We start from the raw sequence: 18,366 nt of genomic DNA, 5'->3' as shown, positions 1-18,366 counted from the left end.
ACCCCCTGCGAGACGAGGATGGCCGTGGGCGACCCCCTGTACACCGTCACCACCATGCCGACGCGGCGCCGGCCCGACCGGCCGTTCGACCCGCCGGCCGAACTGCTCGAAGCCCGCCGCCACGGCCCCATCAGCCGCTACGTCTTCCCCGGCGGGGTGGACGGCTGGCTGGTCACCGGATACGACCTCATCAGGTCGGTCCTGGCCGACCAGAGGTTCAGCTCACGGTGGGAACTCCTGCGCCACCCGACCGTCGACCACGGGGACATCGAACTGGAACCCGCGCCCCCGGGCGAGTTCCTCTTCATGGACGATCCCCGCCACGGCCGCTACCGCAAGCCGCTGATGGGTAAGTTCACCGTACGACGCATGCGGCTGCTCACCGAGCGCATCGAGGAGATCACCGCCGGGCACCTCGACGCCATGGAACTGGCCGGACCGCCCACCGACCTGGTGACCGCGTACGCCAAACCCATCCCGGCGGTCACCATCTGCGAACTGCTGGGCGTCCCGCACGACGAGCGCGACTCCTTCCAGGAGCAGGTCGACGCCTTCCGGGACCTGGAGTCCGACCGCGACGACCTCATCGCGGCCTACCTCGCGACCCGCGCCCACCTCGGCGCACTGGTCGCCGCCAAGAGGGCCCGCCCCACCGACGACGTGCTCAGCGAACTCACCGACAGCGACCTCACCGACGAGGAACTGGTCGGGATGTCCCTCTTCCTGCTCGCCGCGGGACTCGACACCACCATGCACATGATCGGTCTCGGCACCTACGCACTGCTGCGCCACCCCGAGCAGCTCGACGCGCTGCGCGCCGACCCCGCACTCGCCGACCGGGCCGTGGAGGAACTGCTGCGCTACCTGAGCGTCGGCAAGACCTTCATGCGGACGGCGCTGCGGGACGTGGAGCTCGGCGGGCACACCATCAAGGCGGGCACCTCGCTGATCCTGTCCTACAACACCGCCAACCGGGACCCCGACCGCTTCACCGACCCCCACGTCCTCGACCTGCACCGTCAGGAAGGCGCCCACATCGCCTTCGGACACGGCATCCACCAGTGCCTGGGCCAGCAACTGGCCCGCGTCCAGATGAGGGTGGCGTTCCCCGCCCTGGCCCGCCGTTTCCCCACACTCCGGCTCGCCGTTCCCGCCGAAGAGATCGTCCTGCGCCCCGAGGCGGAGATCGCGGACGTCTACGGCGTGAAGAGCCTCCCCGTCACCTGGGACGCGTAACTGTGGCGAACGTGGATGCCGTGCGGCGGCCCGCCACGGCAGATTGTGACCGAATCCGCTGCCTCTCCGTTCCCTTGTGAGGGATGTCGCCATGGGTGATCAGACCCAGAACCGAGCACCGATCCGGTACAAGTCTCCGCAGCAGGACAGTGCCCGCTGGAACGACTTCCCGCTGCGTGAGGGCGACATCGTCGTCAGCAGCCCGGCGAAGTCCGGCACGACCTGGGTACAGATGATCTGCGCGCTTCTCATCTTCCAGACCCCCGAACTCCCCAAGCCGCTGTCGGCCCTGTCACCGTGGCTGGACCAACTCTTCACCCCGCAGGACCAGATGTACGCGCAGCTCGCCGCGCAGGAACACCGCCGCGTCCTCAAGACGCACGTCCCGCTCGACGGGCTCCCGCTCGACCCGCGCGTCAGTTACCTCGTCGTCGCACGCCACCCCCTGGACCGGGCCCTGTCCATGTACCACCAGGCCGCCAACGTCCGCGCCGAGTGGCTGCACGCCTTCAACAGCGACCAGGACTCCACCGAGTACACGGGCCCGGCCTCCCTCACCCTCCCGCCGGCCCGCGAGTACCTCCTCAACTGGTGCCGCGCGAGCGAGTCCGACGCCTGGGAACAGGACGTGGCCGCCGCCGAACTCCACCACCCGCTCGACGCCTGGAACCGGCGCGATGAGCCGAACGTCAGGCTGCTGCACTACGACGACCTGTGCGCCGACCTGGAGGGCCAGACGTCGGCGCTGGCCGAGTGGCTGGGCATCACCGTGGACGAGTCCGTCCTGGCCGGGCTGGTGCGTGCGGCGACCTTCGACGAGATGAAGGGCAAGGCCGCCCACCTGGCGCCGGACAAGGAGGTCCTCGCGGACCCCGCGCGGTTCTTCCGGTCCGGACGCTCCGGCGGTGCCCGCGACGTCCTGACCGAGGACGACCTCGTCGCCTACCACGAGCGCGTCGGCGCCCTCGCCCCCAAGCCGTTCCTGGACTGGCTGCACGGCGGAACGGCGGGCGCCCGCCCGTGAGCCCCCGCGGCTCCCCGCCGACGCCTCGGCCCCGCCGCCCCCGTCACCACTCGAAGGAGACCCCGCTGTGCCCCCGTCCGCAGCACCGCAGCCCGCCACCGACCTCGACATCCGCCGCGTCTCCGGTGCCCTCGGCGCCGAGGTCCGCGGGATCGAGCTCAACGACCTCACCGACGCCCAGTTCGACCGCATCCACGCGCTCATGCTCGAACACCTCGTGCTGTTCTTCCCGGACCAGGAGAAGCTGACCCCCGAGGGACACGTGGCGTTCGGCCGGCGCTTCGGCGACGTGGAGGTCCACCCCTTCCTGCCCAAGCTCGAGAACCACCCCGAGATCACGGTGATCCAGCCCGACAAGGGCGGCAAGGCCGACGAGTGGCACATCGACGTCAGCTTCAGCCCCAGCCCGCCGATCGCGTCGATCCTGCACCTCATCGACACCCCCTCCGCGGGCGGCGACACCATGTGGAGCAACCAGTACCGGGCGTACGAGACGCTCTCCGAGCCGTTCCGCGAGATGCTCGAAGGCCTCACCGCCGTCCACGTCCTGAAGATCCCACCGGTCGTCGAGATGTCCGCCGAACATCCCGTCGTGCGCGTACACCCGGTGACCGGACGCAAGTCGCTCTACGTCACCCGTATGTGGACCTCGCACATCCCGCAGCTCACCCGGCAGGAGAGCGACACCGTCCTCCAGCACCTGTTCGAGCACTCCGAGCAGCCGGCCTTCACCCTCAGGTATCGCTGGAACCCGCACACCGTGGCCCTCTGGGACAACCGGGTCACCCAGCACATCGCCATCAACGACTACCAGGAACACCGCCGCGGCCAGCGCGTCACGGTCAACGGAGACCTGCCGTCGAGCAACACCCCGCGCCGGCCCGAGTACCGGCGCAACGGCGACGAGCGCTACTACCCGCGCCGCATCAACGCCAAGGCCGGCTACTGAGCAGGCCCCGCCCCACGGAGGAAGACGTGCGCGGAACCCAGCAACCGGTCGGCCGGGCACCCGGGCAGCCGCCGGGGCGAGCAACGGCCGGCACACCGGGACTGGTCGGTGTCGGCACCGCGGTGCCACCCGTCTCGTACACCCAACGCGAGGTCCTCGACACCTTCGGCATCACCGACCGCCGCATCCGCTCCGTCTTCCTCGGGGGCAACATCGAGCGCCGCAACCTCACCCTGCCCCCGATCGGCCCCGACGGGAGGCCCGTCGAGGAGTCCCAGGGCGACCTGCTGCGCAAACACACCGAGACAGGGCTGAGGATGGGCCGGGAGGCCGTCGAACGCTGCCTGGCCGACTCAGGCGCGGAGCTCGCCGACATCCGCTACCTGTGCTGCGTCACCTCCACCGGACTGCTCACGCCCGGCCTGTCCGCGCTGCTCATCAGGGACCTCGGCATCCAGCCGTCCTGCCAGCGCCTCGACGTCGTCGGCATGGGCTGCAACGCCGGGCTCAACGCGCTCAACGCCGTCGCGGGCTGGGCCGGCGGACACCCCGGCGAACTCGCCCTCATGGTCTGCGTCGAGGCCTGCTCCGCCGCCTATGTCTTCGACGGCACGATGCGCTCCTCGGTGGTCAACAGCCTGTTCGGGGACGGCGCGGCCGCCGTCGCCGTCCGCGCACCCGCACGCATCGACGTCGAGGCGCCGCCGCCCGGCCCGGAACTGCTGAGGTTCACCAGCCACATCATTCCCGAGGCCGTCGCCGCGATGCGCTACGACTGGGACGACGTGCACGGCAAGTTCAGCTTCTACCTCGACGCCGATGTGCCCTACGTCGTCGGCGCCCACGCCGAGACCGCGGTCTCCCGCCTCCTCGAAGGCACCGGACTGCGTACCGGGGACATCGCCCACTGGGTGGTGCACTCCGGCGGCAAGAAGGTCATCGACGCGATCCGGGTGAACCTCGAACTGTCCCGGCAGGACGTGCGGCACACCACCGGGGTGCTGCGCGATCACGGCAACCTCTCCAGCGGATCGTTCCTGTTCTCCTACGAGCGGCTGCGCGACGAGAAGACCGCCGCTGCGGGCGACCTCGGTGTCCTGATGACGATGGGGCCGGGATCGACCATCGAGACGGCCCTGGTGCGCTGGTGAGGAAAGGAACTGGTGTGACCATGAAGACCGGACGTGACCGGACGGGACTGCCCGAGGAACTGGGCATCCTGATCCGGCTGGACGGCGGCAGTCCGCTGCCCGAGCTGACCGCGGCGCTGGACGCGGCCTGCGAGCAGGCGGGGGAACAGCCCGAACGGACGGTCGTGGTCCTGCGGTTCACCCCGTCGCCCCTCCAGCCCCGCGAGTGGCCCGGCGGAGCCTCCATCCAGGAGGTCAAACGCTGGGAGCGCGCCCTGCGCCGGCTGGAGCAGCTCGACCACGTCAACATCGCCGTCGTCGAGGGCACGTGCGGCGGACCTGTGCTCGACCTGCTGCTGGCCGCGGACTACCGGATCGCGGGCCCCGACCTGCGGTTGATGCTGCCCGTGAACGAGGGGCACTTCTGGCCCGGCATGACCCTGTACCGGCTGGTGCAGCACATCGGGCTGGCCCGCGCCCGCCGCATCGTGCTGTGGGACTCAGCCATCGAACTCCACGACGCCACGGAACTCGGCATCGTCGACCAGGTCAGCGAGGACCTCACCGAAGCCGTCCACACCGCGGCCGTGCTGCGCGGCCGGCTCTCCGACCGGGAGACCCGCATCCGCCGGCGGCTCCTGGAGGAGGCCGCGACCTCCGAGTACGACGACGCGCTCGGCGTCCATCTGGCGGCCTGCGACCGCGAGTTGCGGCGCCTGTCCGGCAGTGGCCAGGACGCTCCGGAGCGCACGGAGGCAGCCGAATGACCACCCAGGGCTCCCACCTCGCCTCCACCCGGGCCTCCAGCGGCACGCCCACCGGCGCTCCCGCCGCCCTCACCGGCGGTTTCGACGACGACGCGCGGCGCCTCGCCGCGCACGCCGCCGAAGCCGAGCAGGCCCTCGCGGCACTCCCGTCGGTACCGGGACGGTCCTCCGGCGAGCGGGCCCGCGCCGCGACCGTGCACGCCGAAGTGCGCGGCGTCCGCCGTGACTTCCTCACCCGGCACACCGAGACCGTCTACGCCCTGCTCACCGACGGCCTGACACGCCGGCCGAGGCTGCCGGAGCTCGTGGACGCCGCCGCCGACAGGGTGCCCGGACTGCTGCCGACCCGCGAGCAGATGGCCGCCGAACGCCGCTTCGTCCAGGCGGAGAAGGAAGGCCGCGAGATCGACCAGGGCCGGTTCTGCGCCGCCGTACTGCGCTCGCCCACCGCCGGCAGGCACCTCGTGGAGACGATGCTCGGACCGACACCCCGCGCCCTGGAACTCCTGGACGGATTCCGCGCCGAGGGCCGCGCCGAACTGGACACCGTCCACGTCGAACGCCGCGGCGCCGCCGCCCACGTCGAGTTCCGCAACCCCCGCCGGCTCAACGCCGAGAACCCCCGGCTCATCGCCGACCTCGACACCGCCGTCGACCTCGTCCTGCTCGACGACACGGTCCGAGTCGGCGTCCTGCGCGGCGGCATCGTCGACCACCCCGCCCACCGGGGGCGGCGCGTCTTCAGCGCCGGCGTCGACCTCACCGACCTGCGCGACGGCCGCATTCCGTTGGTCGACTTCCTCCTCGGCCGAGAACTCGGCTACGTCAACAAGCTCCTCCACGGGCTTCTGACCGACCCGGCCCCCGGGGCCGGGAGCGAACGGGGCGTCACCAAACCGTGGATCGGGGCCGTCGACACCTTCGCCATCGGCGGCGGCATGCAACTTCTGCTCGCCCTCGACCACGTCGTCGCCGAGGAAGGCGCCTACGTCAGCCTGCCCGCCGCCGAGGAGGGCATCGTGCCCGGCGTGGGCAACCTCCGCCTCACCCGGCAGACGGGATCCCGCCTCGCCCGGCAGATCGTGCTCGGTGGACGCAGGATCGCCACCACCGACCCGGAGGCCCCCACGGTCTACGACGAGGTCGTGCCCACCGACCGCATGGACGAGGCGGTCGAACGCGCCGTGGCGGGCCTCTCAGCCCCCGCGGTCGCCGCCAACCGGCGCATGCTCACCCTCGCAGAGGAACCGCTCGACCACTTCCGCGCGTACCTAGCCGAGTTCGCCTTCGCCCAGGCGGACCGCGCCTACGCCCCCGACGTCCTCGACAAGGTCGAGCGGCGCTGGCAGGAGCGTGAACGGCGGCGCGCCGCACGAGGGAGCCGTACATGACCCGCACCCCCGACCTGTACGAGGCCGACCTGCACGCCTGCCTCGAGGACCCGGTACTCGGTGCCATCGGCTTCCTCAACGAGGTGATGGACCGTCACCCCGACGCCATCTCGTTCGCACCCGGCGCCCCCCACCCCGACTTCGTCCAGGGCCTTGACCCGCGCGCCCTGACCGACCGCTTCCTCACCCATCTGCGCACCGACCGCGGCCTCGACCCCTCCCGCGCCGAGCGCGTGCTCTACGAGTACGGGCCCGCCCAGGGCCTCATCAACGACCTCGTGACCGACGCCCTCCGCACCGACCAGGGCATCGACGCCGCGCCGGAGGACGTCGTGATCACCGTGGGCGCCCAGGAGGCCCTTCTGCTCACCCTGCGGGCGCTGCACCGGAACGCCGGCGACCTGCTCGCCGTGGCCGACCCGTGCTACCCGGGCGTCGTCGGCGCCGCACGACTCCTCGGCATCCCCGTTACCGACGTCCGCGAAGGCACCGCAGGACTCGACGTGGACCACCTCGCCGCCCGCTGCGCCCAGGCCCGCGCCGAAGGCCGCCGCGTCCGCGCCTGCTACGTCGCCCCCGACTTCTCCAACCCCGGCGGCGCCCGCATGCCCCTCGCCGCCCGGCACGCCCTGCTCGACCTGGCTCAGCGCGAGGACCTGTTCCTCGTCGAGGACAACGCCTACGGCTTCACCGCGGCCGAGGACGACACCCTGCCCGGCCTCAAGGCTCTCGACACCCGTCGCCGCGTCGTACACGTGGGCACGTTCGCCAAGGTCGGCTTCCCCGGCGCCCGCGTCGGCTACGCCGTCGCCGACCAGCGGGTCGGCCACAGCAGTGGCGAACGGTCGCTCGCCCAGGCACTCGCGGACCTCAAGACCGTGGTCACCGTCAACACCTCACCGCTGTCCCAGGCCGTCGTCGGCGGCCTGCTCCTGGAACACGGTCGCTCCCTGCGGGCGCTGGCCCGGGGCAAGGCCGAACGCTACCGGGCCAACCTCGCCCGGCTGACCGACGCCCTGGAACGGCACCTGGCAGACGGCATGCCGGCGGGAGTCTCCTGGCACCGGCCGGCCGGCGGCTTCTTCGTCCGCGTCGACCTGCCCGTGCCCGCCGACCTCGCGCTCCTTGAGGTGTCCGCGGCCCAGTACGGCGTGCTGTGGGCGCCGATGCGACAGTTCTCCCTCACCGACCGCGGCGACCGGCAGATCCGGCTGTCGTGCAGCTATCTGGAGCCCGACCGGATCGAGACCGGCGTGCGGCGCCTCGCGGCCTTCCTCACCAAGGAGGCCGCCGGATGACGCGAGGCCACCGCACGCAGGCCGTCACCCCCCGACGCCCCACGAAAGGCACCCGTCGATGCGCCTGAACAGTTACGACGACTTCACCCCGCTGAAGGAGGTCGTCCTCGGCTCGGCGGACGGCTACCTCGACCGGGTGCGCGACATGTCGTTCGACATGTTCATCAGCGACAACCTCTCCGGAGCCCGCGGCTACTACCCCTCCATATCCACCTGGCGCGACAGCGAGGAACGCCGCGACCGCAACACCCCCCACCGTCTCGCGCAGAAGGAGCACTTCCTCGGCGAACTGGTCGAGGACGTCGAGGGCATCGCCGCACAGCTCACCGCGCTCGGCGTCACGGTGCACCGGCCCCTGCCGCCCGCCCCGTCGGCGGCCCGGGTCGCCACCCCCGCCTTCGAGGCCGCCGTCACACCGCCGCTCAACCTGCGCGACAACACCCTGATCATGGGCGACGAGATCATCGAGACCCCGCCCATGCTGCACGACCGCTACTTCGAGACGCAGTTCCTCAAACCGGTCTTCATGGAGTACTTCCGCGGCGGCGCCCGCTGGACGACCATGCCGCGCCCGATGATGACCGACCACTCCTTCGACCCGGCCAACGTCGCCCACGCCGCCCCGAACATCGAAGTACCCCTCGACCCGCAGCCGTCGCCGTACGACGTGGGCATCGAGCCGATGATCGACGGGGCCAACTGCCTCCGGCTGGGACGCGACCTGATCGTCAACGTCTCCAACGCCAACCACGCCCTCGCCTTCGAATGGCTCCGACGCCACCTCGAAGGACGCTTCCGCGTGCACCTCATGGACCGGCTGACCCAGAGCCACATCGACTCCGTCGTGGTCCCGCTGCGCCCCGGGACCCTGCTGCTGCGCGACCCGGGAGTCGTCGGCTACCTACCCGAGGCCCTGCGCGGCTGGGACGTCGTGGTCCCGCCCCCGCCCGGTACCGACGACTACCCGCAGTACGCGAACGACGACCCCATCCCGGCGAGCCCCTACATCGACCTCAACGTGCTGTCCGTCGACGAGGACACCGTCATGGTCAACGACGCCTGCAAGACCCTCATGGCCACCCTGGAGAAGCACGGCTTCACCGTCGTCCCCGTCAGGCACCGGCACCGGCGCCTGTTCGGCGGCGGCTTCCACTGCTTCACCCTCGACACGGTGCGCACCGGTGGCGCCGAGGACTACCTGGCCTGAGCACGCCGCCCCGTCCGTACGCCGGTTCATCGATCAGCAGGAGCGTCACGATGCAGGAAACAGCCCCCGCCCGGCCGGAGGACTCCGTCGCGGCTCTCGCCCTGGCGTGCGCGGCGGACGCGGCCTCGGTACGGCTCGCCGTGCGCCTGAAGGTCGCCTCCGTGCTGCTGGGCGTGGCCTCCGTGGACCCCGACGCCTCCTGGCGCGACCTGGTGCGCCACGTGGGCACCGACGAGGGACGTGCGCAGGCGGAGGACGCCTGGGCGGACGCGGCGGCGACGGCCGGTATGACCGCGGAGCGCCTCGGCGGCTACGAACTGCGTGTGCTGCACCTGATGACGGCGGACCCGGACCAGCCGCACACCCGGCACGGACTCCTCCCGCCCGAGGAGACCGAGGCCGTCGTCGCACGTGGCGCGGGCCCCGTACGGCCGATGCCCGGACGCCGCTTCCACGAACTCTTCGAGGAGCGCGTCCGCCGGCATCCCGACGCCGTGGCCGTCGTGCACGGGAGCACCACCCGCACCTACCGCGAACTCAACGACGAGGCCAACCGGATCGCCTGGGCGCTGCTGCGCGAAGGGCTGGCGCCGGAGGACGTGGTGGCCGTCGTCACCGAACGCCACGCGCAGTGGCCCGCCGCCGTGCTCGCCGTGTTCAAGGCGGGGGGCTGCTATCTGCCGCTCGAACCGGGGTTCCCCGCCTCGCGCGTCGCGATGACCCTCGCCCGCAGCCGGTGCCGCTGGGTGCTCGCCGACCCCCGAGTGCCCTCCCTCGACGAGGCACTCGGCGCCACCGACACAGTGGTCCGCCGGATGACCGTCGAGGACCTCGCCCGGAGCGACGGGCCCACGCACGACCCCGAGGTCGCCGTGGCCGGGGACCAACTCGCCTACGTGTACTTCACCTCGGGGTCCACCGGTGAGCCCAAGGGCGCCATGTGCGAGCACGACGGCTTCCTCAACCACCTCTACGCCAAGATCGAGGACCTCGGGATCCAGGAGGGCGACACCGTCGGGCAGACGGCACCGCAGTGCTTCGACATCTCCCTGTGGCAGCTCGTGTCGCCCTTCCTCGTCGGCGGCCGTGTGCTGCTCGTCGAGCAGGAGGCCGTGCTCGACGTCAGCCGGTTCGTGGACCTCGTCAACCACCACGGCGTGCAGGTGCTCCAACTCGTACCCACCTACCTCGAACTGGTCCTCGCCGAGGCCGCCCGGGGCCGCGCCTTCCTCCCGCACCTGCGCGTCATGGCCGTGACCGGGGAGGCACTCAAGAAGGAGCTGGTCCGCCGCTGGTTCGAGAGGTTCCCCGGCGTCCCCCTCGTCAACTGCTACGGACTCACCGAGGTCAGCGACGACTCCCACCACGGCGTCATGCGCACCGTGCCGGACCACCCCTCCGTGCCGCTCGGCGACACCATCCGCAACTGCCGCGTCTACGTCATGGACGAGCAGCTCCACCTCGTCCCCGACGGTGCCCCGGGCGAGATCGTCATCGCCGGCGTCTGTGTCGGCCGCGGCTACGTCAACGACCCCGGCCGCACTGCCGCCGTCTACCACCAGGATCCCCTTCATCCCGCCGAACGCCTCTACCGGTCCGGTGACTTCGGCCGCAGGGTGCCGTCCGGCGAACTGGAGTACCTCGGGCGGCGCGACGACCAGGTGAAAATCAGCGGTTTCCGCATAGAGATCGGAGAGATCGAGGACCGCCTGCTCCAGGCCCCCGGCGTCCGCGACGGCGCCGTCGTCGTCGCCGGCACCGACGACGACCCCCAACTCGTCGCGTACTACACGGGCGAGGACGCCCCCGACGGCCCGGAGACCGCACGGGTCCTCGGCACCTCTCTGCCCCACTACATGGTGCCGCCCCGGCTCCACCACGTCCGCGAACTCCCGCTGTCCGGCAACGGGAAGATCGACAAGAAGGCTCTCACCGCACGCGCCCGCGAGAGCGCGCACGCCCGGGGGACCGGCGGTACCGGCGCGCCGAAACTCGACACCGCCACCGAACGGCGGGTCGCGGACATATGGGCGCGGCTGCTGCGCGTGCCCGAGGAGCGCATCGGACGCGACAGCCGCTTCACCGACCTGGGCGGCACCTCGCTCTCCGCGATCCGTCTCGCCATCGAGCTCGAACGCCGGGTCACCGTCGCCGAGCTCCGTGACACCCACACGGTCGCCGACGTCGCCGCCCTGCTGGACAGCAAGTCCGCCTCCGCCCCGGCACGCCCCGCCGAGGGCCCGGCCCCGCTGCCCGTACTCGACGCCCGCACCGCCGACCCCGACCCCGCCGCCCGCGCCGACGCGCACCGCGCCGCGGCCCTGGACGCCCTCGCCGTCTCCGGCGCCGTCATGCTTCGTGGTGTCGGCGTCCGCACCCCCGCCGACGTCGCACGCGTCGCCGCCGCGCTCGGCATCGAACCACTGACGGAACGGGAGGGCTTCGCGCCCCGCACCGCCCTCGCACCCGGCGTGTACTCCGGCAGCCACTGGCCCGCCGAGGACCCGATGTGCATGCACCACGAGCTGAGCCACGCCGCCACCGTCCCCGGCACCCTGCTCTTCGCGTGCCTCAGCGCACCCGACAGCGGCGGCCGCACGACCGTCGCCGACTCCCAGCAGGTCCTCACCGCGCTCCCGCCCGGCCTCACCGCCCCCTTCGCCGAGCACGGCTGGCTGCTGCGCCGCGCCTACCACGACGTCGGCCTCTCCTGGCCCGAGGCGTTCGGCAGCACCGACCGTACGTCGGTCGACACCTACTGTGCCGAGGCCGCCGTCGACAACACCTGGCTCCCTGACGGCCGCCTGGTGACCCACCAGCGCCGCACCGCGGTGGTGGCCCACCCCCGCACCGGGGTGCCCGTCTGGTTCAACCAGATCGCCTTCCTCAACGGCCTCACCCTGGAACCCGCGATCCGGGAGTACCTCACCGACGTGTACGGCCCTGACGGACTGCCCTTCGACACCGCCGCAGGCGACGGCACCCCCGTCACCGCCGACACGGTCGAGAAGATCAACGCCGTCTACGACCGGTTCACCGTGGGGGAGCTCTGGCAGGAGGGCGACGTCCTCCTCGTCGACAACATCCGGACGGCCCACGCCAGGGAACCGTACGAGGGCGACCGGGAGATCGCCGTCGTCCTCGGTGACCCGCTACAACTGCCCGGCCACGTCCTGCCGCTCGGCGACGGCGGACCGTCGTGACACGTCCCGGCCCCGCCGTCCGCGACGGCCGGTCCGCACCCGGTGTCCCGGCCGGGCCGGTCGTCCTGCCGGCGACGTACGCCCAGGAACGCGCCTGGCTGGCCTCCCGCCTGGCCCACGACCCGCCCACCTACTGCGCCGTGGACGAGTTCCCCCTGCACGCGGCCGTGACAGCGAACGACCTCGTGCACGCCCTCCATGTGCTCATGGACCGCCACGAGCCCCTGCGCACCGTCCTGCGCACCGTGGACGGACGGCTCTGCCAGGAGGTGCACCCCCACCCGGAGCCCCAGATCGAGCTGCTCGACCTGAGCGCGTACGACCACGCCGCACAGGCCGAGGAACGGCGCTCCCTGCGCGCCCGGCTGGCCTGCCGTGCGTTCGACCCGCACCGGGCACCCCAGTGGCGCGCGGCCGTCCTCGACCTGGGGGAGGGAGCCTGGTCGGTGGTGTTCGCCGCCCACCACACGGTGTACGACACCGCCTCCGGGTTCCACGTCCACGCCGAACTCACCGAACTCTGCGCAGCCGCCGAGGAAGGGCGCGACCCCCGCCTGCCCCGGCTCCCCTTCGGCTACGGCGCCTACGCACGGCGCGAACGCGGCCGGCCCGGCGCCGGCCCGCCCGCCGACCACTGGCGGACCCGGCTGCACGGACTGCCGCCCGTACACACCGTGCCGCTGGACAGGCCGCGCCCGTCCTCCCGCACCTTCCGCGGCGCCGAGGTGCGTACCGCCCTGCCGGTCGGCACCGCAGCAGCCCTGACCGGCGCCGCCCGTCACCACGGCACCCGGCCCGTGATGCTGTTCCTCGCCGCCTGGACCGCCCTGCTCCACCACCACTCCGGCGCCGACGACATCGCTGTGGGCCTGCCCGTCGCCGGGCGCGACGACCCCGCGACCCGCTCCATGGTCGGCACCTTCGTCAACATGCGCGTCCTGCGGGCCGACCTCTCCGGCGACCCCGACGGCACCGAACTCGTCCGCCGCACCACCGCCGCCGTCCGGGCCGACGAAGCGTACGACATCCCCTTCCAGAGCCTCGTCGAGCTCCTCGCGGCGCCGCGCCTGCCCGGCGTACCGCCCCTCTACCAGCTGGCCTTCAACCACACCCCGGCCGGCGGTCTCGGCCCGCCCGTCTCCTCCTGCGAGGAGGACCTCCTCCTCGACGTCGCCGGCAGCGGCGTCCGCCTCGTCTACGACGCCGCCCTCTTCGGCCGGCTCACCGCCGACACCCTGCTGGCCGACTACCTCCGGCTGCTCGCCACCCTCCTCGACGCGCCCGCCACCCGCCTCTCCGCGCTGCTCCCCGGCACGCTCCCGCGGCGCACACCCCGCCCCGCGGCCACTGTGCCGCCCGCGGGGACGGCCCCCCGCGACGTGGTCGAGGAACGGGTGGCGGCCGTCTGGCGGACCCTGCTCGGCACCGGCGCCGTAGACGTCCACGAGGACTTCTTCGCCGCAGGCGGCCACTCGCTCCAGGCCCTGCGGCTGCTCGCCCGCCTCGCCCCGGAGCGGGAAGGCGGCATCACGCTGCGGACCTTCTTCGCCGACCCGACGGTGGCCGGACTCGCCACCGCCCTGAAACGCACCCTTCCTGGGAGGACAGCATGGCGGTGACCGGCCGGATCGACGGCACACCGAGCGACGTGTGGCACGAGGAGGTGCTCGCCCCGCAGTTCGCCTACGAAGCCGAACACCTGCTACCCCACTACGTCGCCGTCGAGCGGGCCCTCCTGCGCGAGTACCTGCGGATGGGACTGGTCGACACCGCCGGTGCGGCGGCCCTCGACGCCCGCCTCGGCTCGCTCGACGCCGACGTGGTGAGCGCCGACCCCAGGCAGAACATGTCCGACATCTCCTTCGCGCTGGAACACCACGTCCAGTCCGGCCCCACCCCGCCGTTCGCCGCCTGGCACGTCGACCGCAGCCGCAACGACACCCAGGTGTGCGCCCAGCTCATGGCCGCCCGCACCAGCTTCACCGCCATCGCGGCGGACCTCCTGGAACTGGGGCGGGCCGTCACCGTCCTCGCCGCCCGCCACACCGACACACCGATGCCCGGCTACACCCACGGCCAGGCCGCACAGATCATCACCCCCGGCTACCACCTCGCCGCCCTCGCCGCCGAGACCAACGCCGCACTGCGCCGCATGCTGCACACCTACGACGAGACGGACGCCTGCCCCCTGGGATCCGGCGCCATGGCCGGCCAGGAACTGCCCTGGGACCGCGCCAGGCTCGCCGCCCACCTCGGCTTCGCCCGCGCCCAGCCGCACGCGCTGGTCGGTGTCGCCTCCCGCACCTGGACCGTCTCCATGGCCACGGACCTCGCAGGCTACGCCGCCGTCCTGAGCCGCTTCACCACCGACCTGATGACCTGGAGCGGCAGCGGCTTCGGATTCCTCGACCTGCCCGACGGCCTCGCCGGCATCTCCGCAGCCATGCCGCAGAAACGCAACTTCCCCGTACTCGAACGCATCCGCGGACGCTGCGCCCACGTCGTCGGACGGGCCGCGGACCTCGTCGCCGGACAGCGCAACACCCCTTACAGCAACACCGTCGAGGTGTCCAAGGAGACCGGCGCCCACCTGCACACCCAGGCCGGAGCCATGCGCTCCCTGCTGCGTCTGACGCACGCCGTCGTCACCGGCGTCACCTACCACACCGACCGGATGCGCACCGCCTGCGCCGAGGACCACCTCGGAGGCTTCACCCTCGCCAACCGCCTCACCCTGGACTGCCGCATCCCCTGGCGCACCGCCCAGATCGTCGCCGGACGCTACGTCAAGCGCGCCGTCGAACAGGGGCTGCGCGCCGACCGCCCCGACGCCGGCCTGCTGCGCGCCTGCGCGGCCGAGTCCGGGTACGAGGTGGACCGGGCCGCCGAACTGCTCGCCGAGTCCTTCGACATCGACCGCGGACTGCGCGCCAAGAACTCGTCGGGCTCCACCCACCCCGACAGGGTCGGAGAGCTCCTCGCCGACGAGGAGCGCGAACTCGACCGGCTCGACGCCGAGTGGTCGCGCCGGAACGCACGCCGGAACGCGGCGGCCCGGCTGGCCGGCACCCCCATGACCGCCCAGGACCCCGCATGACCTGGCCGCCGGCGGCAGCCCGGCGGGTGGCCGTGGACATCGACGAGGGCACCGGAGCCGCCTGCGGCACGTTCGGGGAACTCCTCCAGGGTGTCCTGCCCGACGGCACGGCCTTCCTCGTCACCCTCCCCATCAGCCTCGGCAGCCGCGCCCGGTTCCGCTACGACCGGCACGGCCCGCTGCACGTCTACCCCGCGCACAAGACCAAGTCGCTCGGGCTGGCGCGGTCCATGCTCGACACGCACGGAGCAGGCGGGGGAGGAACCCTTCTTCTGGACAGCGACCTGCTCGTCGGCAAAGGCCTCGCCAGTTCCTCCGCCGACCTCGTCGCGACGGCCCGCGGTGTCGGCGCGGTACTCGGCATCGACACCTCGCCGGGCGCCGTCGAGGACTGGCTGCGCCCTGTCGAACCGACTGACGGGGTCATGCACCCGGGCATCGTCGTCTTCGAGCACCGCGCCGTTCGGCTCCGCGCCCACCTCGGCGCGCTGCCGCCCGTCACCGTCGTCGCGGTCGACGAGGGCGGACGTCTCGACACCGTCGCCCACAACCGGCGTCCCCGCCACGTCCCGTCCGCGCTGCGGCACGAATACGCGTGGCTCGTCAGCGAGCTCGCCGACGCCGTCCGTGCCGCGGACCTGCGCGCCGTCGGCGCCGTCACCACACGCAGCGCGGTACTCAACCAGCGCCGGCTGCCCAAGCGCAATCTTGAGGCCATGACCGCCATCGCCGAACGCGTGGGCGCGCCCGGCGTGGTGTGCACGCACAGCGGCACCATGCTCGGCCTCCTGCTGGACGCCACCGACGACGGGTACCTGAAGAGGCTCGAAGCGGCGCGCTCCGCCTGCGCCGCGCTCCCCGGAACCCTCTCCGTCTACCGGTCGGCCGCCGCGGACCGGTAGACGGGGAGGAGACCGGACCGGTCACACCGGAGCGGACTCCGCGCTCTTCGTCCAGTGCATGCCGTCCTGGGAGACGACCAGACCGTCCTTCACGGTGGGAGCGTCGTCGGCCGGCTCGCCGAAGGCGGCCTGCATCTGGATGCGGTGTCCCTCCCAGTGGACGTCGCGGGACTGCTGCCGCAGGTCCTTCTTGCGCTGTTCCCGGTAGGAGTCGGAGGTCAGCGCCGTATCGTCCGAGGCGCCGCCGCCGACAAGACCGACGAACGCCCCGGCACCGGGCGCGGGGTCATGGGTGACGCGCCGCGCATCGCTGAAGTACTGCTGCTCGTCGCGGGTGACGTCGTAGAAGCTGACGAGGAAGTCGTGGAAGGTCTGGTACTCCGTGCGGTACCTGGCCTCGTACTCCCCGAAGCACTCCTCCTCCTCCAGTTCGCCGCGGAGCACGGTGTTGATCGAACGCGCGGCCAGCAGCGCGCTGAACGTGGCCATGTGCACGCCCGAGGAGAACAGGGGGTCGATGAAGCCCACCGAGTCGCCCACCAGTGTCATGCCCGGACGCCAGAAGGTCTCGTGCAGGTACGAGTAGTCCTTGCGCACGCGGACCTCGCCGTACGGCCCCTCGGTCACGCGCTCGGCCTCGGACAGGTAGTCGGCGACGAGAGGACAGTCGGCGATCATCTCGGCCAGCGCCTCGCCACCGTCGCCCTGGATCCGGTCCGCGCAGTCCTTGCGCACCACCGCGCCCACCGAGGTGAGTGTCTCGGTCAGCGGGATGTACCAGAACCACCCCGACTCGAAGGCGACGCACGTGATGTTGCCGCTGTTCGGCCCGGGGGACCGCTTCCCGCCCTCGAAATAGCCGTAGAGCGCGATGTTCTGGAAGAACTCCGAGTAGAGCCGCCTGCCGCCGATGCGCCCCTGCAGCCGGCTCTGGTTGCCGGAGGCGTCGACGACGAACCGGGCGCGCGTCTCTCGATCGACGCCGTCCTCGCCCTTGTAACGGACCCCGGACACCCGGCCGTCGTCCTCCAGGACGTCGCGGACCGCGCAGCGCTCACGGACCACGACGCCCTTGCGCCGGGCGTTGTCGAGGAGCAACTGGTCGAACTTCATGCGCTCGACCTGGTAGGCGAACGAGGTGGGGCCCGCGAACTTCTCGGAGAGCGCGAAGTCGAAGGTCCACGGTTCGGTGTTGGAGCCCCAGCGGAACGTGCCGCCACGCTTCTTCGTGAACCCGGCACCGTGCAGCTCATCGGAGACACCGAGGAGGGCGCATATCCCGTGCACGGTGGACGGCAGCAGGGACTCGCCGATCTGGTGCCGGGGGAAACTCTCCTTCTCCAGAAGCAGGACCCGGTGGCCCTGCATGGCCACGAACGTCGCGGCCGACGACCCGGCCGGGCCGCCTCCGACGACGATCACATCGAACGACTCTGCCGATTCCGAATCGCCGGTACTGGTCATAGGGGGCCTTCCGACCGAGGGGGACCGGCCGACGTGAACGGCCGGCGGCAACCATGACGAGGTCGTCCGGACGGAAGCCTCGCGGACCGTGACCGGCTGAGCATCGGTGTGAGCCACCGTTACGTGCGGGGTGCCCCTCGCTCACACCATCGGCGAGAAGAAGTAGGTGTTGCGGACCTCGAAGAGCAGGTCGTCGTCCAGCCGGAAGAAGTCGGCGAACCTGAGATCCACTTCGCTGCCGTCCTTCAGCGTCCCGCGGAATCCGCCCTCGACAGCGGCGTCGTGAGCGCCGACCACGAGCTTGACCACGGTGTGACTCCCCCTGTCGATGACCCGCTGACCTCGGTAGAAGGCGTCGAGCCCGTCCCGGCCGACGATGGGGTCGTAGCCCGGCCGCTCGTACACCGCACGCTGGGCGAAGAGCCCGACGACTCCCTGCACGTCTCCGTCGTCCACCAACGCGTAGTAGCGGTGGATCCGTTCGGCGATCTGCTCCACCTCGAAAGCGGTCATGCCGTTACCTTCCGGTCGAAGGCGCTCAGCGCGCTCCGCGCGACGGGGAGGCGACTGGCGCTGGGGGTGGGGGGAGTGGGGGTCCTGACTCCGGTGCGGGGGCGGACCCGGCGGGCAGCAGGCGAACGGCCTGGCTCCGCGACTCCTCCAAGACTAGGCACACTTCGCCGCGTTCGGGCAGACCG

The 18,366-nt window shown here is 71.9% G+C and carries 14 protein-coding genes; 12 read left to right on the top strand and 2 right to left on the bottom strand.

Annotated elements, in window-relative coordinates; all coding sequences use genetic code 11:
* Nucleotides 1–24: 24 nt before the first annotated feature.
* The 12 genes from AB0C75_RS14295 (at nt 25) to AB0C75_RS14240 (ending at nt 16,204) form a co-directional block, all read left to right on the top strand.
* Nucleotides 25–1,236, top strand: a complete 1,212-nt coding sequence (locus AB0C75_RS14295; protein WP_362890464.1) for a cytochrome P450 — start codon at nt 25–27, stop codon at nt 1,234–1,236.
* A 91-nt stretch (nt 1,237–1,327) separates the two neighbouring features.
* Nucleotides 1,328–2,260, top strand: coding sequence for a sulfotransferase domain-containing protein (locus tag AB0C75_RS14290; protein WP_362890463.1), 933 nt, complete (start codon nt 1,328–1,330; stop codon nt 2,258–2,260).
* Between the two features lie 67 nt (nt 2,261–2,327).
* Nucleotides 2,328–3,209 (top strand): TauD/TfdA family dioxygenase, encoded by an 882-nt coding sequence (locus AB0C75_RS14285; RefSeq protein ID WP_362890461.1) that lies wholly within the window; start codon nt 2,328–2,330, stop codon nt 3,207–3,209.
* 101 nt (nt 3,210–3,310) lie between these two features.
* Nucleotides 3,311–4,360, top strand: a complete 1,050-nt coding sequence (gene dpgA / locus AB0C75_RS14280) for a 3,5-dihydroxyphenylacetyl-CoA synthase DpgA (protein ID WP_362890488.1) — start codon at nt 3,311–3,313, stop codon at nt 4,358–4,360.
* A 20-nt stretch (nt 4,361–4,380) separates the two neighbouring features.
* On the top strand, nt 4,381–5,106 hold the full coding sequence (gene dpgB / locus AB0C75_RS14275) for an enoyl-CoA-hydratase DpgB (protein ID WP_362890459.1): 726 nt from the start codon (nt 4,381–4,383) through the stop codon (nt 5,104–5,106).
* Nucleotides 5,103–6,497: a (3,5-dihydroxyphenyl)acetyl-CoA 1,2-dioxygenase DpgC gene (gene dpgC / locus AB0C75_RS14270; protein WP_362890457.1), complete on the top strand. Its 1,395-nt coding sequence runs from the start codon at nt 5,103–5,105 to the stop codon at nt 6,495–6,497. Before dpgB ends, dpgC begins: the two co-directional genes overlap by 4 nt.
* Entirely contained in the window at nt 6,494–7,795 is a 1,302-nt protein-coding gene (locus AB0C75_RS14265; protein WP_362890455.1) for a PLP-dependent aminotransferase family protein, read from the top strand. The genes dpgC and AB0C75_RS14265 overlap by 4 nt, the downstream gene beginning before the upstream one ends.
* A 58-nt stretch (nt 7,796–7,853) precedes the next feature.
* On the top strand, nt 7,854–9,002 hold the full coding sequence (locus AB0C75_RS14260) for a glycine amidinotransferase (RefSeq protein WP_362890453.1): 1,149 nt from the start codon (nt 7,854–7,856) through the stop codon (nt 9,000–9,002).
* 50 nt (nt 9,003–9,052) lie between these two features.
* On the top strand, nt 9,053–12,205 hold the full coding sequence (locus tag AB0C75_RS14255; protein ID WP_362890451.1) for an amino acid adenylation domain-containing protein: 3,153 nt from the start codon (nt 9,053–9,055) through the stop codon (nt 12,203–12,205).
* Nucleotides 12,202–13,824 carry a condensation domain-containing protein gene (locus AB0C75_RS14250; protein ID WP_362890449.1) on the top strand — a complete coding sequence of 541 codons (1,623 nt, stop codon included), beginning with the start codon at nt 12,202–12,204 and terminating at the stop codon, nt 13,822–13,824. The genes AB0C75_RS14255 and AB0C75_RS14250 overlap by 4 nt, the downstream gene beginning before the upstream one ends.
* Complete coding sequence (locus tag AB0C75_RS14245) at nt 13,815–15,302, top strand: lyase family protein (protein ID WP_362890447.1); 1,488 nt, start codon at nt 13,815–13,817, stop codon at nt 15,300–15,302. Before AB0C75_RS14250 ends, AB0C75_RS14245 begins: the two co-directional genes overlap by 10 nt.
* Entirely contained in the window at nt 15,299–16,204 is a 906-nt protein-coding gene (locus tag AB0C75_RS14240) for a kinase (RefSeq protein ID WP_362890445.1), read from the top strand. Before AB0C75_RS14245 ends, AB0C75_RS14240 begins: the two co-directional genes overlap by 4 nt.
* A 21-nt stretch (nt 16,205–16,225) precedes the next feature.
* On the opposite strand, the gene AB0C75_RS14235 is transcribed toward AB0C75_RS14240, so the two are convergent.
* Together AB0C75_RS14235 and AB0C75_RS14230 are read right to left on the bottom strand one after the other, a co-directional pair.
* Entirely contained in the window at nt 16,226–17,668 is a 1,443-nt protein-coding gene (locus AB0C75_RS14235; protein WP_362890443.1) for a tryptophan 7-halogenase, read from the bottom strand.
* A gap of 141 nt (nt 17,669–17,809) precedes the next feature.
* Entirely contained in the window at nt 17,810–18,181 is a 372-nt protein-coding gene (locus AB0C75_RS14230) for a nuclear transport factor 2 family protein (protein ID WP_362890441.1), read from the bottom strand.
* Nucleotides 18,182–18,366: the final 185 nt, after the last annotated feature.

The organism is Streptomyces sp. NPDC048565 (genome assembly GCF_040650935.1).
Classification (GTDB): domain Bacteria; phylum Actinomycetota; class Actinomycetes; order Streptomycetales; family Streptomycetaceae; genus Streptomyces.
This window is presented reverse-complemented; position numbering and strand designations above follow the sequence as displayed.

What these genes read in the sequence shown, in the direction of transcription:
- AB0C75_RS14290 (WP_362890463.1), top strand. Translation starts at nt 1,328, where the DNA reads ATGGGTGATCAGACCCAGAACCGAGCACCGATCCGGTACAAGTCTCCG.
- dpgB (WP_362890459.1), top strand. Translation starts at nt 4,381, where the DNA reads ATGAAGACCGGACGTGACCGGACGGGACTGCCCGAGGAACTGGGCATC.
- dpgC (WP_362890457.1), top strand. Translation starts at nt 5,103, where the DNA reads ATGACCACCCAGGGCTCCCACCTCGCCTCCACCCGGGCCTCCAGCGGC.
- AB0C75_RS14265 (WP_362890455.1), top strand. Translation starts at nt 6,494, where the DNA reads ATGACCCGCACCCCCGACCTGTACGAGGCCGACCTGCACGCCTGCCTC.
- AB0C75_RS14260 (WP_362890453.1), top strand. Translation starts at nt 7,854, where the DNA reads ATGCGCCTGAACAGTTACGACGACTTCACCCCGCTGAAGGAGGTCGTC.
- AB0C75_RS14255 (WP_362890451.1), top strand. Translation starts at nt 9,053, where the DNA reads ATGCAGGAAACAGCCCCCGCCCGGCCGGAGGACTCCGTCGCGGCTCTC.
- AB0C75_RS14245 (WP_362890447.1), top strand. Translation starts at nt 13,815, where the DNA reads ATGGCGGTGACCGGCCGGATCGACGGCACACCGAGCGACGTGTGGCAC.
- AB0C75_RS14240 (WP_362890445.1), top strand. Translation starts at nt 15,299, where the DNA reads ATGACCTGGCCGCCGGCGGCAGCCCGGCGGGTGGCCGTGGACATCGAC.
- AB0C75_RS14235 (WP_362890443.1), bottom strand. Translation starts at nt 17,668, where the DNA reads ATGACCAGTACCGGCGATTCGGAATCGGCAGAGTCGTTCGATGTGATC.
- AB0C75_RS14230 (WP_362890441.1), bottom strand. Translation starts at nt 18,181, where the DNA reads ATGACCGCTTTCGAGGTGGAGCAGATCGCCGAACGGATCCACCGCTAC.